Source organism: Tepidibacter sp. Z1-5, from assembly GCF_037844525.1.
Taxonomy (GTDB): domain Bacteria; phylum Bacillota; class Clostridia; order Peptostreptococcales; family Peptostreptococcaceae; genus Tepidibacter_A.
In genome coordinates this window covers 1-25,245 of sequence record NZ_JBBMMD010000076.1, presented here as the reverse complement: position 1 = coordinate 25,245, position 25,245 = coordinate 1, and the positions used below count along the sequence as shown (strand labels likewise).

24 protein-coding genes, 1 tRNA gene and 1 other annotated feature are annotated in these 25,245 nt (G+C 29.6%); of the genes, 2 read left to right on the top strand and 23 right to left on the bottom strand.

Annotated elements, in window-relative coordinates; genetic code table 11:
- The 13 genes from WJW32_RS13480 to WJW32_RS13420 form a co-directional block, all read right to left on the bottom strand.
- Window positions 1–90: GTP-binding protein (locus tag WJW32_RS13480; RefSeq protein WP_217643993.1), on the bottom strand; the 90-nt coding region annotated here is incomplete at its 3' end.
- Window positions 91–153: 63 nt separating this feature from the next.
- Window positions 154–229, bottom strand: a tRNA-Thr gene (locus WJW32_RS13475).
- Between the two features lie 55 nt (window positions 230–284).
- A complete protein-coding gene (gene sigH / locus WJW32_RS13470; RefSeq protein ID WP_277732347.1) occupies window positions 285–926 on the bottom strand; it encodes an RNA polymerase sporulation sigma factor SigH in 642 nt (213 codons plus the stop codon).
- Window positions 927–1,033: 107 nt separating this feature from the next.
- Complete coding sequence (locus WJW32_RS13465) at window positions 1,034–1,543, bottom strand: NYN domain-containing protein (protein WP_340259195.1); 510 nt, start codon at window positions 1,541–1,543, stop codon at window positions 1,034–1,036.
- A gap of 1 nt (window position 1,544) precedes the next feature.
- Window positions 1,545–2,285 (bottom strand): 23S rRNA (guanosine(2251)-2'-O)-methyltransferase RlmB, encoded by a 741-nt coding sequence (rlmB, locus tag WJW32_RS13460; RefSeq protein ID WP_340259193.1) that lies wholly within the window; start codon window positions 2,283–2,285, stop codon window positions 1,545–1,547.
- 11 nt (window positions 2,286–2,296) lie between these two features.
- Window positions 2,297–3,055: an FAD-dependent thymidylate synthase gene (thyX, locus tag WJW32_RS13455; protein WP_340259191.1), complete on the bottom strand. Its 759-nt coding sequence runs from the start codon at window positions 3,053–3,055 to the stop codon at window positions 2,297–2,299.
- A gap of 171 nt (window positions 3,056–3,226) precedes the next feature.
- Entirely contained in the window at window positions 3,227–3,622 is a 396-nt protein-coding gene (locus WJW32_RS13450) for a Mini-ribonuclease 3 (protein WP_340259188.1), read from the bottom strand.
- 1 nt (window position 3,623) lies between these two features.
- Entirely contained in the window at window positions 3,624–5,018 is a 1,395-nt protein-coding gene (gene cysS, locus WJW32_RS13445; RefSeq protein ID WP_340259186.1) for a cysteine--tRNA ligase, read from the bottom strand.
- Window positions 5,019–5,030: 12 nt separating this feature from the next.
- Window positions 5,031–5,567 (bottom strand): serine O-acetyltransferase EpsC, encoded by a 537-nt coding sequence (gene epsC, locus WJW32_RS13440; protein ID WP_340259184.1) that lies wholly within the window; start codon window positions 5,565–5,567, stop codon window positions 5,031–5,033.
- A gap of 137 nt (window positions 5,568–5,704) precedes the next feature.
- Window positions 5,705–5,857 carry a hypothetical protein gene (locus tag WJW32_RS13435; protein ID WP_340259182.1) on the bottom strand — a complete coding sequence of 51 codons (153 nt, stop codon included), beginning with the start codon at window positions 5,855–5,857 and terminating at the stop codon, window positions 5,705–5,707.
- A gap of 177 nt (window positions 5,858–6,034) precedes the next feature.
- Window positions 6,035–6,949 (bottom strand): cysteine synthase A, encoded by a 915-nt coding sequence (gene cysK / locus WJW32_RS13430; protein ID WP_340259180.1) that lies wholly within the window; start codon window positions 6,947–6,949, stop codon window positions 6,035–6,037.
- 264 nt (window positions 6,950–7,213) lie between these two features.
- Entirely contained in the window at window positions 7,214–8,695 is a 1,482-nt protein-coding gene (gltX, locus tag WJW32_RS13425) for a glutamate--tRNA ligase (RefSeq protein WP_340259178.1), read from the bottom strand.
- A gap of 38 nt (window positions 8,696–8,733) precedes the next feature.
- Window positions 8,734–10,260: a proline--tRNA ligase gene (locus tag WJW32_RS13420; protein WP_340259176.1), complete on the bottom strand. Its 1,527-nt coding sequence runs from the start codon at window positions 10,258–10,260 to the stop codon at window positions 8,734–8,736.
- A gap of 303 nt (window positions 10,261–10,563) precedes the next feature.
- Here WJW32_RS13420 and WJW32_RS13415 point away from each other — a divergent pair, with 303 nt between their 5' ends.
- On the top strand, window positions 10,564–10,983 hold the full coding sequence (locus WJW32_RS13415; RefSeq protein ID WP_340259174.1) for a hypothetical protein: 420 nt from the start codon (window positions 10,564–10,566) through the stop codon (window positions 10,981–10,983).
- A gap of 150 nt (window positions 10,984–11,133) precedes the next feature.
- Here WJW32_RS13415 and proS read toward each other — a convergent pair whose 3' ends face one another.
- The 5 genes from proS to WJW32_RS13390 form a co-directional block, all read right to left on the bottom strand.
- Window positions 11,134–12,576 carry a proline--tRNA ligase gene (proS, locus tag WJW32_RS13410; RefSeq protein ID WP_340259173.1) on the bottom strand — a complete coding sequence of 481 codons (1,443 nt, stop codon included), beginning with the start codon at window positions 12,574–12,576 and terminating at the stop codon, window positions 11,134–11,136.
- Between the two features lie 43 nt (window positions 12,577–12,619).
- Window positions 12,620–12,832, bottom strand: a binding site (T-box leader).
- 38 nt (window positions 12,833–12,870) lie between these two features.
- Window positions 12,871–13,353, bottom strand: a complete 483-nt coding sequence (gene ispF / locus WJW32_RS13405; protein WP_340259197.1) for a 2-C-methyl-D-erythritol 2,4-cyclodiphosphate synthase — start codon at window positions 13,351–13,353, stop codon at window positions 12,871–12,873.
- Window positions 13,354–13,365: 12 nt separating this feature from the next.
- Window positions 13,366–14,052: a 2-C-methyl-D-erythritol 4-phosphate cytidylyltransferase gene (gene ispD / locus WJW32_RS13400; RefSeq protein ID WP_340259171.1), complete on the bottom strand. Its 687-nt coding sequence runs from the start codon at window positions 14,050–14,052 to the stop codon at window positions 13,366–13,368.
- A gap of 340 nt (window positions 14,053–14,392) precedes the next feature.
- Window positions 14,393–15,496, bottom strand: a complete 1,104-nt coding sequence (locus WJW32_RS13395; protein WP_340259169.1) for a PIN/TRAM domain-containing protein — start codon at window positions 15,494–15,496, stop codon at window positions 14,393–14,395.
- A gap of 41 nt (window positions 15,497–15,537) precedes the next feature.
- On the bottom strand, window positions 15,538–16,020 hold the full coding sequence (locus WJW32_RS13390) for a CarD family transcriptional regulator (protein WP_340259167.1): 483 nt from the start codon (window positions 16,018–16,020) through the stop codon (window positions 15,538–15,540).
- Between the two features lie 208 nt (window positions 16,021–16,228).
- On the opposite strand from WJW32_RS13390, the gene WJW32_RS13385 reads away from it, so the two are divergent.
- The gene (locus WJW32_RS13385) at window positions 16,229–16,624 is read left to right on the top strand and encodes a DUF1573 domain-containing protein (RefSeq protein WP_340259165.1); all 396 of its coding nucleotides are present in this window, start codon (window positions 16,229–16,231) and stop codon (window positions 16,622–16,624) included.
- A gap of 214 nt (window positions 16,625–16,838) precedes the next feature.
- Here WJW32_RS13385 and disA read toward each other — a convergent pair whose 3' ends face one another.
- From disA to WJW32_RS13360, 5 genes are all read right to left on the bottom strand, one after another.
- The gene (gene disA, locus WJW32_RS13380) at window positions 16,839–17,918 is read right to left on the bottom strand and encodes a DNA integrity scanning diadenylate cyclase DisA (RefSeq protein ID WP_340259163.1); all 1,080 of its coding nucleotides are present in this window, start codon (window positions 17,916–17,918) and stop codon (window positions 16,839–16,841) included.
- Between the two features lie 6 nt (window positions 17,919–17,924).
- Window positions 17,925–19,292 carry a DNA repair protein RadA gene (gene radA, locus WJW32_RS13375; RefSeq protein WP_340259161.1) on the bottom strand — a complete coding sequence of 456 codons (1,368 nt, stop codon included), beginning with the start codon at window positions 19,290–19,292 and terminating at the stop codon, window positions 17,925–17,927.
- Between the two features lie 231 nt (window positions 19,293–19,523).
- On the bottom strand, window positions 19,524–21,959 hold the full coding sequence (locus WJW32_RS13370) for an ATP-dependent Clp protease ATP-binding subunit (RefSeq protein ID WP_340259159.1): 2,436 nt from the start codon (window positions 21,957–21,959) through the stop codon (window positions 19,524–19,526).
- A gap of 247 nt (window positions 21,960–22,206) precedes the next feature.
- A complete protein-coding gene (locus WJW32_RS13365) occupies window positions 22,207–24,189 on the bottom strand; it encodes an elongation factor G (protein ID WP_340259157.1) in 1,983 nt (660 codons plus the stop codon).
- A gap of 422 nt (window positions 24,190–24,611) precedes the next feature.
- On the bottom strand, window positions 24,612–25,118 hold the full coding sequence (locus tag WJW32_RS13360) for a thioredoxin family protein (protein WP_340259155.1): 507 nt from the start codon (window positions 25,116–25,118) through the stop codon (window positions 24,612–24,614).
- Window positions 25,119–25,245: the final 127 nt, after the last annotated feature.

The following is a 25,245-nucleotide window of genomic DNA, read 5'->3' as shown; positions in this document are numbered from 1 at the left end:
TGCTGTTAATGTTGTTTTACCGTGGTCAACGTGTCCTATTGTTCCGATGTTAACATGCGGTTTAGTTCTTTCAAATTTAGCTTTTGCCATTTTTTATTCCTCCTTTAGTTCTATAAAGCGAATTTGTCATTTCATACTTGCAAATAAAAATTATGGAGCCCACGAGCGGACTTGAACCGCCGACCTCCGCCTTACCAAGGCGACGCTCTACCGACTGAGCCACATGGGCACTCTAGGCTTTCGTTAAATATTTTACTACTCATAAAAAACAAAGTCAATACGTTTTAATCATTTCTAGATTCTAAATATTTTTCAAGTTTTCTCTTTACTCTTTGAAGTGCATTGTCTATTGATTTTACGTGTCTTTGTAGTTTATCTGCTATTTCCTGATATGATTTACCGCTTAAGTATAATTCTAAAACTTCAAGCTCTAATCCACTCAATATTTGACTTATTTTAGTTTCTATATTATTAAGTTCCTCTCTACTTATCAGTAACTGTTCTGGATCTGTTATAACACTTGTTGTAATTATATCCAAAAGAGTCCTGTCTGATTCCTCATCATATATAGGCTTATTCAAAGATATATATGAATTAAGAGGTATATGCTTTTGTCTTGTTGCTGTTTTTATAGCTGTTATTATTTGTCTAGTTATGCATAGTTCTGCAAAAGCTTTAAATGATGATGTTTTGTCTTCATCAAAATCTCTTATAGCTTTATATAGACCTATCATTCCCTCTTGTATTATATCTTCTTTGTCTGCACCTATTAAAAAATATGATCTAGCTTTAGCTCGTACAAAATTCTTATATTTTTTTATTAAATATTCTAAAGCTAATGTATCCCCATTACTAGCTTTAACTACAATTTTTCTTTGATCTATCTCTTGCTGATAGTAATCATTTTTTTCTTTTGCAACTAACATTTATACTCCCCTCCAATAGGAAAGCAAAGTTTTATCCGGATAAACAATTTTTCGAATATTCTTTCATCAATTATTATAGATAAGATTATGCCCAGAGTCAAGCTATTTCAACGGTTTCTCCTTATTTTCTCAAGTTTCGACAACGTTTCTTCATCGATGAGAGAGTCTAATGTATTTTTTTTTGTTTTTTTCTGAAGTGTTTTTTTTAATATTTTTGATTTAGCAAAGTCAACTTCTAATCTTAATTCTCTTGCCGAAATTCTTATTGCTCCTTTTCCTAATATTATCTGCTGTTCTGCCCAATCATTAGTTGCAACTTTGATAATATCACGCTTATTCATTTGACTTATAAGTTTTTCTATATAGCTATCTGCTGTTTGATTTTCTTTTGTGTATACAACTTCTAAGTTTTCATACTCTTTAAATACATTTCTAGAACCTTTTACCAAGTATGCGTCAAATACTATTATAACCTTTATTCCATTGTAAGATGCATGTTCAACCATAATTTCTGCTAATTTTTGTCTTGCTATTTCTAGACTTTCATTAGCTAATTCTTTTAATTCTTTCCAAGCATTGATTATATTATATCCATCTAAAATAAGGTATTCTCTCACTTTATCCCTCTTTGATTTCTATTCTTTGCTTAAATGCCTCATATAGCAATATCGATCCTGCTACAGATGCGTTTAATGATGTTACATTTCCTACCATAGGTATTTTTACTGTAAAATCACAATTTTCTTTTATAAGTCTTGATATTCCAGCCCCCTCACTTCCTATAACTATCCCTAAAGGTCCTGTTAAATTTTGCTTATAATAATTATGCCCATTCATATCAGCTGCAGCTATCCAAAGACCATGTTCTTTTAATTTTTTTATAGTACTAACTAAGTTTGTTACTTTACATAAAGGTACATATTCTACAGCACCAGCAGAGGCTTTTGCAACAACAGGTGTTATAGATGCAGACCTTCTCTTTGGAACTATAACTCCGTGAGCTCCAACTGCATCAGCAGTTCTCATTATAGACCCTAAGTTGTGAGGATCAGTTATTTCATCTAATATTACAATAAACGGATCTTCATTTTTCTGTTTTGCTATATCAATTATTTCTTCTAATTCATAGTATCTATAGTCATTACCCATGGCAATAACCCCCTGATGAGAGTGCGATTCACTAATCTCATCTATCTTTTTTCTATCAACATACTGAACTATTACACCCTTATCCTTAGCCATTCCAATAATTTTCTTTATCGACCCTTCAGTTGTTCCTTTTGCTATCATTATTTTTTCTATATTTCTATCACTTCTTAAAGCTTCTATTATAGGATTTCTTCCTTCTATTTGTATCATATAATCACCTCTTATAACTGTTCGAATTTTTGTCTTATTTCACTCATCTTGCCGCAACTCATCTTTCCTTCAGGACAAGATCCTGCTATGCAATTAGGCCCAATATTTTTAAATATAATAGGAGCTGCTTGTCTTGCTTGCTTAAGCATCAATGTAGCCATCTCTCTTATTTCCCATTGAGCTCTTTCACAGCATCTATGTTTAAAGAAATTAAATAAACTTCTAGCGTTCATAGTAAATACCATTTTTGTTTCACATGCATTAGGAAATACATATCTTGCATCCTCTATCGATTTTTTTTGAGCTAATAATTTAGCTTCTTTTTCAGTTTTTCCATCTTCAATGAAATTATTAAAATGTTTATTAAATAAAATATCGACAAGTTCATCATATGCCTTTTGATCTTTTTCCATAGACTCTATAAATATTTTTTTAGCTTCAGGTATACTTTCAATTTCTGGTGGTATTATGTAATCAAAACTTCCAAGAGTTACATATCTTTGACTTTGTTGTGAAAAAGAAGCTATACGATGTCTTACAATTTGGTGAGAACAACTTCTAGATATTCCCTCAACGGCAAAAGTAAAATTAACATGCTCAATAGGAGATTCGTGGCCTATATTTATAAGCATATTTAAAAATTTATCTACCTTTTCATCTGTTAAATCCTTTTCTATCTCGTCAACCCCAACAGATGAATAACAAAGCTTTGCTGCCATAGATATTACTTTTTCTGGATTTGGTGTATACTCTATTAATTTTACCTTCACAAAAAATCCCCCTTTGAATTTTAATATTATCTTAATATTATATCATTATACAGTTTGACATTGGAAATTAAAATTTAATAATCACACTTAAAAATAAAGCTTATTAAAATCTTAGCGATATTTTAATAAGCTTTATTTTGGCTTAAGTGCTAATATTGTATTGTTAAAATACTAAATTTCACCTTCTATAATTTCTATAGCCTTACTCATTATATAATTAACTCTATCTTGCTCTTTAATCAAATGTAAATATCCAACCAAAGCTTCAAATCCAGTAGCATATCTATACTCCGTTGTATCTGCATTTTTTGGAACCTTATTTGATTTCTGATTTCTACCTCTTTTTACGATATAGTTTTCCTCATCACTTAACTCTTCTTCTAAGGAAAGTACCGCTTTAGCTTGTGATTTTGCCTTTACAAACTTAACTGCATTTTTATGAAGATCATTAACTCTACATATATTGTTTTTATTAATCAAATATTCTCTTACAAAAGATTCATATACTGTATCACCCATATACGCAAGTACTACAGGTGACATATTTCTAGCTTTCATTTTTTCCATATTAAACTCTTCTCCATTTTACGCCTTGTCTTGTGTCCTCTATAGCTATTCCCATATCCAGTAACTTTTGTCTTATGTCGTCAGCTAATTCATATTCCTTATTCTTCTTAGCTTGTGTTCTTTGCTCTATAAGCTTTTCTATTTCTTCATCTATGCTATTGTCATTTGATTTATTAGCTATATTTAAAACACCTGTAAGCTCTTTAAATAAATTATAACATTCATTAGCAAACTCTAAAGAAGCCTTATCATCTATATTAGTATTTATAAATCTAGCAAGTTCAAATATTACACTTATAGCATCTGCTGTATTTATATCATCATCCATACTTTCTATAAATCTAGTTTTAAAAGTATCTAATTCTTCAACAAGAGATTTTTCTTTATCAGTAATACTTCCATCTAACTTTTCTTTTAAAAACTCTAGATTACTCTTAGCATTATACAATCTTTCCAGACCTGCTCCTGCCTGTTTTAACATCTCATCACTAAAATTCACTGGATTTTTATAATGTGCACTTAGCAAGAAGAATCTTACTACATCTAAATCATACTTTTCAGATATATCCCTAACTGTAAAGAAATTACCTTTAGACTTAGACATTTTCTCGTCATTTATATTTATATATCCATTATGTATCCAATAATTAGCAAACTTTTTACCAGTTCTAGCCTCTGTTTGAGCTATTTCATTTTCATGATGAGGGAATGTTAAATCTTGACCTCCTGCATGAATATCTATAGTGTCACCTAAATATCTTCTAGACATTACAGAACACTCTATATGCCAACCAGGTCTTCCTTCGCCCCAAGGACTGCTCCATCCAGGTTCTCCTTCTTTCTTACTCTTCCAAAGAACGAAATCCATTGGACTTTTCTTATTATCATTAACTTCTATTCTAGCTCCAGCTTCTAAATCTTCTATATTTTGTTTTGATAATTTTCCGTATCCCTCAAACTTTTTAGTATCAAAGTATACATCTCCATTTACTGAATATGCATATCCCTTATCTTCTAAATCTTTAACAAATTCTATTATTTGTTCTATATTATCAGTAACTCTCGGATGAACAGAAGCTCTCTTTATTCCAAGCCCATCTGCATCTGTAAAATATTCTTTTATATATTTGTCTGCTACTTGAAGGGGAGTTATGCCCTCTTCGTTAGCTTTGTTTATTATCTTATCATCGACATCTGTGAAGTTTTGTACGTAAGTTACATCATATCCTCTATATTCAAGATATCTTCTTAAAGTGTCAAATATTATAAAAGGTCTTGCATTTCCTATATGAAAGTAGTTGTATACTGTAGGTCCACATGTATACATCTTTACTTTACCTTCTTCTAAAGGAATGAATTCTTCTTTTTTTCTAGTTAAAGTATTATATAACTTCATTTTACCACCTCTTTATAATTTTTCATCTACTCTAATCCCATTTCTTTTTACTATTTTACCTGGTATTCCTACAACTGTACAATCTTTAGGAACCTCTTTTAATACCACTGCATTAGCTCCAATTTTAGAATTATCGCCTATTTTTATAGGACCTAATATTTTTGCTCCTGCTGATATTATAACATTATTCCCCACAGTTGGATGCCTTTTTCCTGTATCTTTTCCTGTACCGCCTAAAGTTGATCCATGAAAAATAGTAACATTATCTCCTACTTCTGCAGTTTCCCCTATTACTATACCCATTCCATGATCTATAAAAAGTCCTTTTCCTATTTTAGCTCCAGGATGTATTTCTATTCCAGTTAAGAACCTGCTTATAGTAGATATTATTCTAGCTGTAACATAAAATTTCTTATTATATAAAAAATGTGAACATCTATGAATTAAAATCGCATGAAATCCTGGATAATTAAGTATAACCTCCAATGTCCCTCTAGCTGATGGATCCTTTTCTTTTATAACATTTATTTCTCTAATTATAGCTTCCATATTAATTCCTCCTTAATAATACCTAGTAAATATATAACTCATTACGTATTTATCAATATGATATATCAATATGATAAATATATCATATCTATACAAAAATCAAAAGCCCTGAATTATAAATTCAGGGCTTTTTTGAATTAATCTTCTAAAAATTCTATTTTTTTAGAAGAATATTCATTATATTCTTCTTCAGATATTATATTTTGATCTTTCATTTTATTTAATGTGTCCATAAATTCTTGACAAAGAGATTTTAATTCTAACCTAATTACCTCAACTTCTTTGCTCATCATTATACCCCCCTATAAAAACAGTAGTTATACACAACTATTAATATTATACACATGCTATGCACATATTATTCACACACTTATACACAATCTCATTATTTATAATATTATATGTTTTCCAAAAAATACCTTCATTATTTTTGATTTTTTTTCCGAGGGGTCACTACTATATTGTTTTTAATATAAATTTTCTACACTCAAATATCTTTCTCCAGTGTCAGGAGCTATTACAACTATATTTTTTCCTTTTCCTAGTTTTTTAGCTACTTCAATAGCCCCAAATACAGCGGCTCCACAAGATATTCCTACAAATATACCTTCTTTTTTAGCAAGTTCTCTTGATATATTATAAGATTCTTCAGTTGAAACAGTTATAACTTCATCTATTATATCTGTATTTAACACTTTAGGAACAAATCCAGCTCCTATTCCTTGGATTTTATGAGGTCCAGGACTTCCTCCAGATAAAACAGGAGAATCCTTAGGCTCTACTGCATAAACTTTAACATTAGATATATTTTCTTTTAAAACTTCACCAATACCAGTTATAGTTCCACCAGTTCCAACTCCTGATACAAATGCATCTATATTAGAATCTAAATCTTTAATGATTTCAATAGCTGTTGTTTTTCTATGCATATCAGGGTTATCCATATTTTCAAACTGACTAAGAATTACATAATCATCATTTTCATTAGCAAGTTCATTAGCTTTATCTATTGCACCCTTCATTCCCTTTGATCCCTCTGTAAGTACAATTTCAGCTCCATATGCTTTTAATATTTTTCTTCTCTCTATACTCATTGTGTCTGGCATAACTAAATTAACTTTATATCCTTTATATGCCCCTACCATGGCAATTCCTATACCCGTATTACCACTAGTTGGTTCAACTATAGTATATCCAGGTTTCAATTGTCCTTTCCTTTCCATTTCTTCTATCATATTAAGTGCTATTCTATCTTTAATAGATCCCCCTGGATTAAAATATTCAAGCTTAACATAAACATTCCCCATATCCTCATTAACTAATTTATTAAGCTTTACAAGAGGAGTATTACCTATAAGTTCACCTATATTATTGTATATCATAAAAATCCCTCCTTAATTCCTACTATTTTTGTCGGAATATTTTATTAAATAATATAATTATAATTTATCCTTGTCAATATCAAAATGATAAAATTCATCTAGTCGCTACGCACTAACTCATATCTCCAACGATCCCTACAGGCTCCGTTGCTTAAAATAGTTGCAAGTGTAGTTCTTCTATCAATGTTATCCACAATTTAAAAATAATATAATATAAAATATAAAAGTCCTATGTTATCTAAAGATAACATAGGACTTTCTAATTTATATTATGTTCTTTTTTACATAATTTATTCTGTTAAGTATTTTTTCTTTCCCAAGTAATGTTAATACTAAAGGCATTTCAGGTCCATGCATTTGTCCTGTTAATAATACTCTAGTTCCCATAAATAAGTTTTTACCTTTAATTCCATGTTCTTTTTGAATCTGTTTAAACATAGCTTTTATAAATTCTTCGTTTATTTCATCAGCATCTGTAACTTTTTCTTCTAATAAGTCTATTAAAGTAGGTATATGCTCTAACTTTAAAAATTCTCTACATTCATCATCTTCAAGCTCTAATTCATCTTTAAAGAAGATATCAACCTTAGTTGTAATTTCTTTTACGTAAGATAAACTTTCCTTTACCACTCCTACCATCGATTTTATCCAATCGTATCTTTCTTTAGCTTCTTGTTCTGTTATAAATCCAGCTTCTATCAAGAACGGTATAGCAAGGTCAGCTATAACCGCATTATCTGCGGCCTTTATATAGTGTGCGTTTACCCAGTTTAACTTGTCAGTATCAAATACTCCACCGCTCTTTGAAACTCTTTCTAAAGAGAATGCTTCTTCAAGTTCTTTCATGCTAAATATTTCATTATTGTCTTCTGGAGACCATCCAACTAGCGATACATAGTTTACAAGACCTTCTGGTAAATATCCTTTTTTTCTAAAGTCTTCAACTGCAACATCTCCGTGTCTCTTACTTAATTTTTTTCTCTCTGAATTTAATATATTAGGAAGATGAACAAACGTTGGAGCTTCCCATCCAAATGCTTCATACATGTATACGTGCTTTGGAGTTGATGGTAACCACTCTTCTCCTCTTATAACATGAGTTATACCCATTAAGTGATCATCTACTATAACAGCAAAATGATATGTAGGGAATCCATCTGATTTCATTAATACTTGATCATCTAAGTCATCTGTATTTATAGTTACAAGTCCTCTTACTATGTCATTAAACTTTATTTCTTTATTAGCTGGAAGCTTAAGTCTTATAACATATTTTTCTCCAGCTGCAATTTTCGCTTCAACTTCTTCTTTTGATAATCCTCTACAAATACCATCATATTTAGGAATTTTTCCTTCAGATTTTTGTATCTCTCTAACCTTATCAAGTCTTTCTTTTGAACAAAAGCAGTAATATGCATGTCCATTGTCTAAAAGCTGTTTTATATATTCTTTGTATATATGAAGTCTTTTAGATTGAACATACGGTCCATTTTCCCCTACTTCAGTTATGTTTCCATTTTCATCAAGAACTACACCTTCTGTATGATTAACTCCAGCCCAGTCCATAGCTTTTAACATTCCTTCTATAGCACCTTCAACTAATCTACTTTGATCTGTGTCTTCAACTCTTAAAAGGTATGTTCCACCCATTTTTTTTGCGAATAAGTAATTATATAAAGCTGTCCTTAAACTACCAATATGAACAAATCCCGTTGGACTTGGTGCAAATCTAACTTTTACACTCATTAAAAACCCTCCTAATGTAAATTTTCTATATGATTATATTATATAAGCTGAGTTATGTCTATATTTTCAGATTCTTTAGTTACTCTATTTCTTATTTCAACCCTATTATTTTCAACATCTTTACCTATTACTATGGTTTTTGGTATGCCTATCAATTCACAGTCCTTAAATTTAAATCCCATTCTTTCTTTTCTATCATCTAGTAATACATTATACCCTTTATTTATCAAACTTTCATAAATAGATAAACCAGTATTATATTCTTTTTCTTTTTTTATATTTCCTATTATAATATGATAATCAAAAGGGCTTATATTCTTTGGCCATATTATACCCAATTCATCTTTATTTTCTTCAACTATTATTGAAAATAACCTATCTATGTATAATTTAGTTTCAACTATATATATTTTTTCCTCTCTAGAATTTGAATTTAGATATTTAAACTCTGTTTTTATTGTATCTATATCTACAAAATTTATCCCACTAAATGACTTTATTTCTCCACCACAGCTAAAACACCTATCTTCTATATTAGCTAATTTGAAATTGCCTATAAATTCTATATCAAAGTCTCTTTTGTAATTTACATTTTGAATGTGATAATCTGTTTTATTAGCTCCTACAACTCCATTTTTTATATGAATAACTTCTTCATCGCAAAGTATAGTATCAACTTTTATTCCTATAGGTCCTGCAAATCCAACTTCAGCACCTGTTGAAGCTTTTACTTCTTCTTCACTTGCCATCTTTATATCTTTTTCTTTTATACCAAAATGTTTTGCTACTAATAAGTTGTTTATGCTTCTATCTCCTCTTAATAAAACTGCTACAATTTTTCCCTTTATATTAAGCAGTATTGTTTTTATAAGTTTTTTAGATGAAATATTTAGAGACAATTCTAATTCATCTATAGTCTTAATATTTGGAGTATGTATAAATTTCATTTCTTCAAGTTCCTGTGTGGATAACTCTTTTTCAGAATATGATTTCATTTCTTCTTTTAAGTCTCCATATCCACATTTCCCACATAAAAACACTTCTCTTAGTGGATAAGTTGTATTGTAGAAGTATTTATATTTATTTTTACCATTACTCAATTTAGTGTATTTTATATTTAACTCTTCTATTAATTTATCTATACTGATTATTTGATTGTTTATAGTTGTATCTATATCATTTTCTCCTGTTATACTCATAATCTTTATCGTATTTTCTTTTTTAGGGTTTAATAAACCGTCTTTAAGTCTAGATTTTTTATTTTTATTAAGTGTAAAATAAGCAAGATTAAGAGGTATATTCTTATATGATTTTAATTCATTCATATATGAATTTAATATTTCTTCTTTATCCCCATTTGCTTTTATTAGTATAGTGTCTTTGAAGTTATCTAATATATTCTTTGTTATACTATCTAAAAACATATTCCCTAGACCTGTATAGCAGTAACTTCCACTGTCAACGTATTTAACGAGTCCTGATCTATGTAATAATTTAGAACTTTCATTGTTAAATTCAATAAAGCAGTCTTTATATGTCTTTAAATATATAGAGCTTAGCTTCACATTAATACCCCCTTTAGTTTATCCGAACGCTAAAAGTTCTAAAACTCCATCCTCTTAAGTCTGGAGCTAATAACTTATCAGCTTCTGGATTAGCTTAACTAAAAATTCAGTTAAAGTGAAAACTCCATCTGAATTAAGTTTCACTTTATATATAATATTATCAAAATTTCCGAACTTTAATATCATATTTTAAAAATTAAACTCAATTTATATATATTTTTTTCCAAAGAAGGATTTCTGTAATATATCGTTTAATATATGTAATATAGGTTAAATACATTGACATAAAAAGGAGATTTGAATGTGGAAATAGTAGATTCAAAGGGTATGTATACTATATTAGTTGATCAAAGAAATAGAATAGTATATGAAAAAAATACAGGAGTTTGGACAAGTGAAGATTTTAAGAGATTTTCAGATGATTATAATATGGTTTTTGATACTTTTGGTAATAAACCTTGGGCTAAACTTTGTAACTTAAGTGAATATCAAGTATCTTCTATTTATAAATATTTAATAGAATTCTTAGAACTCTCAGTGGAGAATGGTTATACCCATTGCGCTATAATTTCTGATAATCCAATAACCAATGCTCAAATGCACGAGACCTGTAAGAAAGCAGGTTTAAACTATTCCTTTTTTAGTGGAATAAATGCATTCGAAGATTCAATTGATTGGTTAGAATCTAATGGATATAAACTAAAAGAATTTGCTTCATGCTAACGCATGAATCATGAAGCCAATAAGTCTCACGACTCCATTGCTTAAAAATAGTTGCTATTTCAGTTCTTTCATCGATATTATCTACAAATTGAAATTTGTATAATTTCTTTATTAAAAAACGCATTATGCTGAGCATAATGCGTTTTTCGTTTAATAAGCTTTTGCAAAGTAAGCCATTTTTTCTGCTTTTTTACCACAGCATACACAAGTGTCTCCTAGATTTTCTTGCTCAAAAGGAATACATCTTATAGTTGCTCCTGTTTCTTCTTTTACTTTAAGTTCACATTCTGTGTCCCCACACCACATAGCCTTTATAAATCCTGGAGTTTCTTCTATTGTTTTCTTGAATTCATCCATATTTTTAGCTACATATGTCTTTTCTTCTCTAAGCTTTAATGCTTTATTATATAATCCATCATGAATATCGTCTAATAGATTTTCTATAGTTTCTTTTAAGTTTTCCATTGGTATTTGAGTTTTCTCAAGAGTATCTCTTCTAAAGATAGTAACTTGATTATTTTCTATATCTTTAGGTCCTATTTCTAGTCTTGCAGGAACACCCTTCATTTCCCACTCATTGAATTTCCAGCCTGGAGAATAATTAGGTCTATCATCAACTTCAACTCTTATAGATCCTTTAAGTTCATCGTATATTGAATCTACAACTTCCATAACATTTCCTTTATGTGCTGCTATTGGAACTATAGCAACTTGTATAGGTGCAACTCTTGGTGGAAGTACTAAACCTCTATTATCTCCATGAACCATTATAAGTCCACCTATAAGTCTTGTAGATATTCCCCAAGAAGTATGATATGGATTAGCTAAATTTCCATCTCTATCAGAGAATTGTATTTCAAATGCCTTAGTAAAATGCTGACCTAAGAAATGACTTGTTCCTGATTGTAGTGCTTTACCATCATGCATTAAAGCTTCTATTGTATACGTGCTATCTGCACCTGCAAATTTTTCATTCTCACTCTTTTGTCCACATACAACAGGCATAGCAAGTAAATCTTCTGCTACTTCTTTGTATATACCAAGCATTTGAAGAGTTTCAGCTTTTGCTTCTTCAGCTGTTTCATGTAGTGTATGTCCTTCTTGCCACAAGAATTCTGAAGTTCTTAAGAAAGGTCTAGTTGTTTTTTCCCATCTTACAACAGAACACCATTGGTTATAAAGGTATGGTAGGTCTCTGTAAGATTTTAACCATTTAGAATACATAGAACATATTATAGTCTCTGATGTAGGTCTAACACAAAGTCTTTCAGCAAGTTCGTTGTGTCCTCCATGAGTTACCCATGCAACTTCTGGAGCAAATCCTTCAACGTGCTCTGCTTCTTTTGTTAATAAACTTTCTGGTATAAGTAATGGGAAGTAGCAGTTTTTATGTCCAGTCTCTTTAAATCTTCTATCTGCAAATCCTTGAATGTTCTCCCATAATCCGTATCCATATGGTTTTATTACCATGAATCCCTTTACAGGAGAATAATCTACAAGGTCTGTCTTTAATATTACGTCTGTATACCATTGTGGAAAATCAACTTCCATCGGAGTTATTTCTTCAACAAATTGTTTATTTTTCTTACTCATTTTTATTCCTCCTTAAAATTAAAAAAAACCTTTCATCTCTATTATTAGAGACGAAAAGCTTATCTTCCGCGGTACCACTCTAGTTAGCAATAATAAAATATTGCTCTCTTAATAGGATTTAACGGTCCTGCCGTAAGAACTTTTTAACGTTCTTAAACTCCAGAGCTGGTTCAATAAACTTTTCTTAAAAACCTCTCACCAATGGCTTTTTCTCTGTGAAGATAGATTATCTACTATTCTCTTTCTGTGTCTGTAAATTATTATAAATTTTAATTACTAATTCTATATTATAATTTATTTTTTGTCAACCAATATTAATGAACATATAGCTTGAGAAGATATTCCTTTTTTTGTTCCTGTAAAACCTAATCCCTCTTCAGTTGTAGCTTTTACATTCACTGACTCTATACCTATATTTAATGCTTTTGATATTTTTTCTCTCATAGTATCTATATGAGGAGCCATCTTTGGAGCTTGAGCTATTATTGTACTGTCTATATTATTAACTTTATAGCCTCTATTATTCACAAGATTTCCTACATATTCTAACAATTTAATACTATCTGCCCCTTTGTATTTAGGGTCAGTGTCTGGAAAGTGCTTTCCTATATCTTTAAGAGCCATGGCTCCAAGTATACTATCCATTATCGCATGTGTAAGTACATCTGCATCAGAATGACCTAAAAGGCCCTTATCATGATCAATTTTAACCCCACCTATAATAAGGTCTCTATCTTTCACTAACTTATGTACATCATATCCTATTCCAACTCTTATCATAAAATCCTCCTACTCTCTATTTTTAAGTATTTGCTCTCCAAAATTCAAATCTTCTCTTGTAGTCATCTTTATATTTTCATACGATCCCATTATCATCTTTACATTATAGCCCATATTTTCAACCAACATAGCATCATCAGTTCCATAAAAGTGGTTCTTAAATGCATTCTCATATGACTTGATTAAAAGTTCATAGTCAAAGCTTTGAGGAGTTTGAACTGCCCATACATACTTTCTATTAGGTGTATTAGTTATTATATTATTATCATCCAATACCTTAATAGTATCCTTAACAGGCACTCCTACTACAACCGCTTTATTCTCTATCGCTTCTTCAATAGAATTGTTTATAATAGCTTTACTTACAAATGGTCTTGCACCATCGTGTATTAGTACTATATTACATTCTTTGCTTACCTTTTTAAGACCATTATAAACAGAGTCTTGTCTTTCATTTCCTCCATAAGCTATTTTTATGCTTTTGTCGAAATTATACTTATTAAGTATATGTTCCACGAAAAACTCTTCTTCATCTTCTCGTATAACAACAACTATTTCGTCTATATTATCGTTTTTATCAAAAGCTTCAATTGTATGAGCCACTACTTCTTTATCTCTTAATTTTATATACTGCTTGTTTATATTAGATTTCATCCTCTTACCTGTACCAGCAGCAACTATAACTGCACTATTCATTAAATCACCTCTAAATTAGATTATACTATAGAATTTAAAATACATCTATTAATAGACTATTCCATTATAAACCTTAGCCTTTAGATTTCCTTCTCTCGCCTTTTTTTCAAAATCAGATCCTGTATTTTCCTCAACAAAGTATCTATCTAAATTATACGAAACTCTAATACCTATAATATTTTCTTTTCCATTTTCTTTATTTTCTTCCCAATCCGTAATAGTATGAGTATACTTAGCTTTTAAATATATTTTATTTTTTGGTTTTTTGTCAGTTAAATAATCTACTTTATAAGTTTCATTTTAATCAAAAAAGACTCTGCCATTGGCAAAGTCTTTTCATTTATGATGATTTTTCTGTTGCTGTTTTTGGTTTTCCAAATATCATTCTACCTGCTGCAGTTTGAAGAACAGATGTTACTAAAACATCTATAGTCTCTCCTATATACTTTCTGCCTCCATCTACTACAATCATTGTTCCATCATCTAGGTAAGCTACTCCTTGACCCGATTCTTTTCCTTCTTTTATAACTTGAACTATCATTTCTTCCCCTGGTATAACAACTGGCTTCACAGCATTTGCCAGTTCATTTATATTCAATACTTCAACACCTTGAAATTGGGCTACTTTATTTAAATTAAAATCATTAGTGACAACTTTTCCACCTATAAATTGTGCTAATTTCAGAAGTTTGATATCTACTTCTGGAACATCTTCAAAATCTTTGTCTGTTATTTCAACCTCAATATCAAGCTCTTTCTGTATCTTATTTAAAATATCAAGTCCCCTTCTACCTCTTACTCTTTTCAAGTCATCTGATGAATCAGCTATATGCTGAAGTTCTTTTAATACAAATTCAGGTATAACTATTTTTCCTTCTATAAATCCAGTCTTAGATATATCTGCTATTCTACCATCTATTATTACACTAGTATCTAATATTTTAGGTTTGTCTTTTAATTCTTTCTTATTGCTAGACTTTTCTTTAGTATTCGGTATCCTAATAATAGATGTTATGTTGAACAGATCATCCTTGTATCTTACGGATATTTTTATTCCTATATAACCCATCAGAATATAAACAAGGACAGAAAGAACTGTTCCAAGTATAGGGACAGGTATCTGAAGTAATAAATTACTAACCAAATATGCTATAAATAATCCAATTATAAGACCGATTGAGCCTATTAATATCTCTATTGGTGGTACTTTTGATAATTCTTTTTCAACAAAATTAGCTATATTCTTGCCCTCTTCTATAAGCCATGGAGCAATTAAGAAAAAGATAAATCCCATTATAAGACCAGACGCCATAGATCCTAAAATTGTATACACTTCAGATGCCGGTAATAGATTTGGAAAAGCTTCAACTACAGAAAAATAAGTTCCAATCCCAATAGTTATACCTATTAAAGACATAATCCCTTTTATAATTTTATTTATCACTATTTCACCTCCTATTGAAAGTATCGTCTATATTTTATTTTTTAATCCAAGTTTATATTACTTTCTATTAATTCCTTTACATTTTCAGAAGTATCATTAAGAACTAATGTCAATTCACTAATCAACATATCTTTAGCATCATTTAACATTTTCTTTTCTCCTGTTGAAAGTCCCTTTTGATTGTCTTGTATCATTAAATTTCTAACAACAACAGCTATTTCATATATATCTCCAGTTTTTATTTTATCCATATTATCTCTAAATCTTTTATTCCACTTTTGATCCATATCCCCTTTTTCATCTTTAATTATATTCATTAACTCTTCTACTTTGTCATTACCTATAATATGTCTTATTCCTAGTTTATTAATATTATCAATAGGTATCATTATCTCAACTTCAGATATGACCATATTTAAAATATAATACTGTTTTTTCTCTCCTAATACTTCTTTTTCCTCTATAGAATTTATTATCCCTGCTCCGTAATTAGGATAAACTATTTTGTCACCTATATTAAACATAAAATTTCTCCCTTCAAAATAATAATCTATTATAGTATATACTAATCGTTTTAAATAGTCAAACCAAAACATTTATTTTATCACATTAAATTATAGTATGTCAATTATATTTTGTATTTAAATGTTCTATTATTACCTATTATGAAAAAAATTATACAATTGACCTGCAATCGTTTTCTTATTATAATTATTATGAGGTGATTTTAAAATGAGTGAATTTGATTTTAATAAATTTGAAAATTCAGTAAGTAATTCATTGATAAGACATAAGAGTATTTTAGATATAATAACTAAGCTTGAAGAAAGTAATTCCAAAACAAATAGAGCCATAATAAAATCTGTTACGAACTGTGGTTGTATTGAAATATCAGGCAAAAAACAGAATCCTCCAAAAGATATAGCATTTAATGAGCTCTCTAATTATATGAATAACCACATAATGGGTAATTTGTGTGATAACTGTAAAGAAAAAATAGAAGAAGAACTAGGAAATCATCTTTTCTATATAGAAGCTATCTGCAATTGCCTAAATATAAATTTAGAAGATGTTTTTAAAAAAGAAAACGATAAGCTTCAAACTCTAGGAATATACAACCTACTTTAAAGTAATACATTTATATTTAAAAATTCGCTTCATAATAACGCACGTGGCTCATATCCCCAATGAGTTCTACTGACTTTGTTGATCAAAAACAATTGCAAATGTAGATATTCAATCGATCTTATCTACATTTGCAAAATCCTATAATTTCCTTATAGAAAATAAAATTCAGTTGGATTAAAAACTTCATCTGAATTAAGTTTTGATTTATAAATTTTTAAATATGTCTATCAAGTAATACTTGTTCTTGGATTCTTCTCAATCCATCTCTTATGTATCTAGCTCTTATTTCTCCAATACCTTCTACATCATCAAGTTCTTCAATAGTTGCTTTTAGTATAGACTGGAAGTTATGGAAATGGTAAGTTAAATTTTCAACTACGCTATTAGGTAATCTATATATTTTTCTAAGAATTCTCCATCCCCTTGGATAAACTGTATATTCTATATTGTCTATATTACTAGCAGTATAACCCAAAAGTCTTACTATATTATTAAGTTCAAGCAAATCCTCCGATGAGAAATTTCTAATAGATTTTTTAAAATGTGAATAATCTCTATCTTTAATTATATTATAATCCTTAAATACCATTTCTGCATCTTCTTTTACATTTCCTATTAATTCTTCTAATTGCATACTAACTAATATTCCTTCATTTCCAAGTTCTATTATATAATGTTCTATTTCTGTAACTACTCTCATAACCATTTCAGTTCTTTGAACAACTGTTGCAACATCATAAAGAGTTACCAAATCCTCAAATTCTAAAGCACTTAGATTGATCATAGCCTGATCTAGTACAGATTTGTACTTTTCAAGAGTTTGAATAGCTTGATTTGCCTTTGTTAATATTTTTGATGTTTCTTGTATAACATATTTGCTATAGCCTCTATACAAAGTTATTATATTTCTTCTTTGAGATATAGATATAACCATCTCAGTAGTTTGTCTTGCCACTCTTTCTGCCGTTCTATGCCTTATTCCGGTCTCTGATGAAGGTATTAATGGATTTGGTATTAATTGAGTATTTGCATAAAGAATCTTCTTTCCATCACTAGTTACTATTATTGCACCATCCATTTTTGCAAGTTCATACAAATATGCAGGTGAAAACTCCGAATTTATATTAAATCCACCATCAACTATTTTCATTATTTCTTCGCTATTTCCTATTACAATCAATGCTCCAGTTTTTGCTCTTAGAACATTCTCAAGACCTTCTCTAAGAGGTGTTCCTGGTGCTATCATCTTCAAGCAATTTAATTGTTCTATATCTTTTGTAAAGCTTTCTTTCATTTATATTTACCCTCCTAGTACAAAGTCTAACGCCTCTCTTATATTTTCTACACCTACAATCTTAATGTCGTCCATATTTTCCAATCCTTTTAAATTACTTTTAGGAACTATCACTCTATTAAAGCCCAATTTTTTACATTCTGCTATTCTTTTTTCTATAAAACTTACACCTCTTATTTCTCCTGTTAAACCTACTTCTCCAATAGCAACAGTTTTTTCATTTATTTCTATATTTCTAAAACTAGACGCTATAGATATAACTATTCCTAGGTCAATAGCTGGTTCATTAAGTTTTATTCCTCCAACAACATTTATATAAATATCTTGATTTTGTATTTGCATACCTGCTCTTTTTTCAAGAACTGCCATAAGAAGAGAAACTCTATTATAATCAACTCCAGTTGCAGCCCTTTTTGGTATACCAAAATTAGTTGGACAAACAAGAGCTTGAAGTTCTACTAGCATAGGTCTTGTACCTTCTATAGTAGCAACAATTACCGAGCCTGATACTCCTTTTGGTTTTTCCGATATAAGTATTTTTGAAGGATTTTCAACTTCTATAAGTCCCTTATCTCTCATCTCAAATACTCCTAGTTCATTAGTAGAGCCAAATCGGTTTTTAACAGCTCTAATCATTCTATATGTATTATATCGTTCTCCTTCGAAGTAAAGAACAGCATCAACCATATGCTCAAGTATTTTAGGTCCAGCAAGTGATCCTTCCTTTGTTACATGCCCAACTATAAAAGTTGATATACCCACTTTTTTAGATATTTTCATAAATCTAGAAGTTCCCTCTTTTATTTGACTAACACTTCCAGGCGTAGAAGTTATTTGAGGGCTATATACTGTTTGTATAGAGTCAACAATTATCATATCGGGTTTTATATTATCTATTTGTTTTTCTATTATATCGAGATTATTTTCTGCGAATATATATAAATTCTCACTCTCTATATCAAGTCGTTTCGCTCTCATTTTTATCTGATATATAGATTCTTCTCCTGATGCATATAAAACTTTTTTTCCACTTTTCGCTACATTTTCTGCAACTTGAATTAAAAGAGTAGATTTTCCTATTCCAGGATCTCCACCAGCTAATATTAATGATCCTTTAACTACGCCTCCTCCTAATACTCTATCCAACTCATTTATACACGTTGAAAACCTTTCTTGTTCGTTTATTTCAAGTTTATTTATGGGTACAGGTTTTTGAACTTCTTTTTCTATTATAAAAAGATCATGTTTACTTTTTTTATCTTCTATTTCTTCTACAAATGTATTCCAATCATTACATTCTGGGCATTTGCCAATCCACCTTACACTTTCATATCCGCACGATTGACAAACATATTTGCTCTTAATTTTAGCCATATTATCACCTTTACATTGTATTTAATTAATTCAAATAAATTAAATTTATACTAATTATAGAATACCAAAAAATATATATTTTGGGAAACAAAAAATTGGATTCATCATACCGACTTTATTATATATCCAACAAGCTATATTTTTTTATAGTTAACATTTTTATTGATTTATTAAAATTATCCATAAGTTTGCAACAATACAATTTGCTCACATGCAAAAAAGAGCTTAAAGTCAAGCTCTTTTTTCAAATAATAGTTTACAATTATTCTCTTTAACTATTATATCATCACCCTTATTAATATTTCCTTTTAAAATTTCCTCCGAAATATTATCCTCAAGAAGTTTTTGTATAGATCTTTTGAGAGGTCTTGCTCCATATTCTTTATTAAACCCTTCTTTTGCTATTAACTTAACTGCACAATCTTCAAGTTCTAAATTTATATCCATACTTTTCAATCTTTCTTGTAAGTTTTTAATCATCAGCTTTACTATTTCATCTATATGTTCTTGATTTAGAGAATGAAAAACTATTATCTCATCTATCCTATTTAAAAATTCTGGCTTAAATTTCAATCTAAGCTCTTTCATAACATTTTCTTTCATTTTTTCATATTCATTTTTTTGAATTTCTTCACTCTCTAAGTGCTTTTCAAATCCCAATGTCTTTTGATTATATATATTATGAGCACCTACATTAGACGTCATTATTATTACAGTATTTTTAAAATCAATTATTCTACCTTTAGAATCACTTAACCTTCCATCATCCAATATTTGAAGTAATATATTAAATACATCTGGATGCGCTTTTTCTATTTCATCAAATAATACTAAACTATAAGGATTTCTTCTAACTTTTTCTGTAAGTTGTCCTCCTTCTTCATATCCTATATATCCAGGAGGTGATCCTATTAACTTTGATACAGAATGTTTCTCCATATATTCAGACATATCTATCCTTATTATACTATCCTCACTAGAAAACATTACCTGAGCCAATGCTTTAGAAAGTTCTGTCTTACCAACTCCTGTTGGTCCTAAAAATATAAATGAACCTATTGGTTTTTTAGGGTCTTTAAGACCTACTCTAGCCCTTCTTATAGCTTTTGATATAGCTTTTATAGCTTCTTTTTGTCCTATAACTCTATTGCTTATTATATTTTCAAGATTTAGAAGTTTTTCACTTTCTTGTTGAATAAGCTTATTGACAGGTATTTTAGTCCAGGAAGATACTATATCAGCTATATCCTCTTCATCAACTACATCAGATGATTTTGAGGAATCTTTCTTCCAAGATTTTTGAGTCTTTTCTAGTCTTTCTTTTATCTCTTTTTCTTCATCTCTTACGCTTGCAGCATTTTCAAAATCTTGATTTCTTATAGCTTCTTCCTTTTCTTTTGCTAAAATTTCTAATCTATTCTGCATGTCCTTTATATCTTTAGGAGGAACATAATTAGAAAGCCTCACCTTAGAACTTGCTTCATCTATTAAATCAATGGCCTTATCTGGCAAAAATCTATCATTTACATATCTATAGGACAAATTAACTGCTGCATGTATCGCTTCATCCGTTATTTTTACATTATGATGAGCTTCATATCTGTCTCTAAGCCCTTTTATTATATTTATAGAATCTTGAATAGACGGCTCTTCAACCATAACTGGTTGAAATCTTCTTTCAAGAGCCGAGTCCTTTTCTATATATTTTCTATATTCATCAACAGTAGTTGCTCCTATTATTTGTATTTCACCTCTAGAAAGTTCAGGCTTTAAAATATTAGATGCATCCATAGACCCTTCGGAGCTCCCAGCCCCAACTATTGTATGTAACTCATCTATAAATAATATTATATTTTGATGATTTTTTAATTCAACCATTACATTCTTTATTCTTTCTTCAAATTCACCTCTATATTTGGCCCCTGCTATCATACCAACTAAATCTAGTGATACTATTCTCTTATCTTTTAATATCTCTGGTACATCACCTGATACTATTTTACCCCCTAGTCCTTCTATTATAGCTGTTTTACCAACTCCTGGATCTCCTATAAGGACAGGATTATTCTTAGTTCGCCTGCTTATTATTTGTATAACTCTTTGAATCTCTCTATCCCTTCCTATAACAGGGTCTAACTTTCCATCTTCATATGACTTATTAAGATCTTTTCCATATTTATTAAGTGTAGGTATATTCTTATTATCGAATTTTTCATTGTTTTGATGCATTATATTTATATCCTTTAAAGAATTTAATATTTCTTTACTTAACTCATTCATATTTATTCCTAAATCGTATAATATCCTCCACCCTATTCCATCACCTTCTTTTATAATTGCTAATAGGATATGCTCTGTTCCAATATAGTTATGTCCTAGTAATTTTGCTTGCATAAATGAGAGTTCAAATATTTTCTTAGTTCTTGGGCTAAATCCAATTACTTTAACTTTTAAATTGCCTATTTGTATGTATAAAGGTATACGCTGTTTTATTAGTTCTTGAGTAACTCCAAATTTGTTCAAAGCTTGTCTAGATATACTCGTACGGTCTTTTAAAATACCTAATAGTATATGTTCACTTCCAACTAAATTATGTCCCATATTACTTGCTTCTAATGCTGCTATATCTAATGATTTCCTTGCTCTTTGAGTAAACTTATCAAACATAAAACCCCTCCTAAATCAATACTCATCCATATTATTTCCAAAGTATGAAATCTTAATTCAGAGAAGTCTTTCGAATAAATAAAAGGATGACTTTTTAAGCCATCCTTTTTTACTCTATGGAAATTTATAAAAATTTAAATTTATAAATTACTTTTACTAAATCACTAAATTTGCAACTATTTTGATAAACAAGCTCGTAGGACTCGTTGGCGACATGAGCCATGAGGTAGCATAAAGCAAATTTTATCTATTTATTTCTTGCTTCTTCTATTATCCTATCCGCAAATTGTAATGGAACTTCTTCATATCTATCAAATTCCATTTCAAAAAAACCTCTTCCTTGAGTCATAGATCTTAAGTCTATAGCATATTTAAAAGTTTCTGCTTGTGGTGCTTGAGCATATATAACTTGTTTTCCTCTTGAAGAAGGCTCCATTCCGAGTATTCTACCCCTTCTTTTGTTTATATCTCCCATTATATCTCCCATATAATCTTCTGGAACTACTATTTTTAGATTCATTATAGGCTCTAGTAATATAGGCTCTGCTTCTTGTATTCCTTTCCTAAATGCAATTGAAGATGCTATTTTAAATGCCATCTCAGATGAGTCAACATCATGATATGATCCATCATACAATATTGCTTTTATATTCATAACAGGAAATCCTGCTAATGCACCTTCACTAAGACACTCTTTAAGTCCCTTTTCAACCGCAGGTATATATTGCTTAGGAACTGATCCTCCAAATACGGCTTCCTCAAATATAAATTCTTCTTCACATGGTTCAAATTTTATCTTAACATCTCCATACTGTCCATGACCTCCACTTTGTTTTTTATGCTTTCCTTGAACATCTGATTTTCCTTTTATAGTTTCTCTATATGCGACTTTTAAATCAGAGAGTCCAACTTCTACTCCAAATTTTTCTTTCAATTTATCTTTTATAGAATTTATATGGAGCTCTCCTTGCCCTCCTATTAAAGTTTGCTTTGTTTCATGATTTCTAAACCATTTAAAAGAAAGATCTTCTTCTGATAATTTATGAAGTCCATTACTTATTTTTTCTTCATCTCCCTTATTTAAGCTATTTATTGCATAATATATTTGGGGTTTTGGAAACTCTATATTTTCAAAAGGTTCTGTATTAGAACTTGTAGACAACGTATCACCCGTTTGAACGTTTGAAAGCTTATTTAATACTACAATATCTCCTGCAACAGCTTTTTTAAGTTCGATTTGATCTTTGTTTTTTAATGAATATATATGATATATTTTTTCTTTATTTTCCTTATTTATATTATAAACTTCAGTGTCTGGAGTTAATTCACCTTCACATATTTTTAGTAAAGATATTTTGCCAATGAATGGGTCAACCAATGTTTTAAAAACTATTCCTGAGAATTCTTTATTATCACTGCTTAATCCTATGTCCATAGGCGATGGCATGTAATCCCAAACCATATCCAATAAAGTATGTATTCCTATATTCTTATTTGTTGAACCACACAAAACAGGAATAATATCTCCTTTTAATACACCATCTCTTAATCCTTTATGTATTTCTTCTTGTGTGAATTCCTCTTGTGAAAAATACTTATCAAGAAGTTCATCATCGGTTTCAGCGACTGATTCTAGTAGCATTTCTCTAATAACACCAATCTCTTCCTTCATATTTTCAGGTATATCAACCGTAATGCAATCTTTTCCATTGTACTCTCTTGCAAACATATCTACTACATTTATAAATCCTTTAAACTCTTCATTATTTCCCATAGGCAAATGGAATGGAGCTATTTTTTTTCCATATCTTTCTCTTAATTGCTCTAATACTTTATTGTATTTAGCTTTTTGGCTATCGATTTTATTTATAAATATGAATTTTGGAGTATTATTTTCATCTGTTATCTCTAAAGCTTTATCTGTTCCAACTTGAATATCACAAGTTCCATCTACTACTATGATAGATCCTGCTGCTGCTTTAATAGCTGATATTGATTCTCCATAAAAATCAAAATATCCAGGAGTGTCTAAGAAATTATATTTGTGATTATTCCATTCAACAGGAACTAAATTAAGAGTGGATGTCATATTTACTTCTTCATTTGGCTTACTTATCCTATTTACTAGTTTATTAGTATATAAAACAGCTTCTATTAAATTACTTTTTCCACATCCAGAATGTCCTAAAACTGCAATATTCCTTATTTTATCACTTTCATAAGTTTTCATAGAAAAATCCCCCTTCACTTTTTTATAATATTCTATATTTTTTGAATTTTTCCTCTTTTTAGCTTTCGCCTATTAATTCAAAATAATACATAATATTTTAAAGTTATATCATTTAGTTAACTTCCACTGTATTAAAAACATTATAATTTTCTTATATATAAAATATTATGTTTTAAAGTTTTTATTATGTATGATATATAAAAATTCGTCTACTCGCTACCGCGGTGACTCATGTCGCCAACGATCCTTTCAGGCTCCGTTGCTCAAAAATAGTTGCAAATATCGCTTTTCAATCAATGTTATCTAGAAATTCAAAATCATATAATTACTTATGCGTTAAAAAATTCGTCTACTCGCTACCGCGGTGACTCATGTGGCAGCCCTAATTTATTTGATTTTTTGCAAAAAAATAATAGGTCTTTTTAAAAGCCTATTATCTTTAAAACATCATCTATTGTATTTTTTGAGTATTCACCCTTTTTATATTTTCTTTTTGAAACTAGTATCTCCGCTTCATTTCCTCTATTTATAATTTCTTTTAATATAGTTGGTAATTCTATGAATACTCCTAGTTCATTAAAATCCTCATCCATTATTATAAATGTTGGTATTTTAGGTTTTCCATTGAGTTTATACTTGTTTAAAACTTCTTCATTTCCTTCTCTTGATACAATTCTTAAGTTAATATTTGCATTTAAATCACATATAAAGCTTACTCCAGGTAAGTTTATTTGACAATCAGGACACCAATCTTCTGCAAATGCCAATATATATATCTTTTTTTGGATAATCTTTATCTTATTCATTAATTTCTTATCCATATTTATAGAATTTTTTATTTTTTCTATTTTTTCCTTATATATATCTTCTGACGCTTCTAAAAATTCTTGAAAGCTCACTCCTTTAAAAAACAAGTCCTTTAAAATCATATTTTATACCCCCTATATGGATATACTACTTAAGAACTATTATAACATAAAAATTATAATAAAAAAAGATTACGTGGCTACGTCCTACTCTCCCAGGGGGCTGCCCCCCAAGTACCATCGGCGCTAA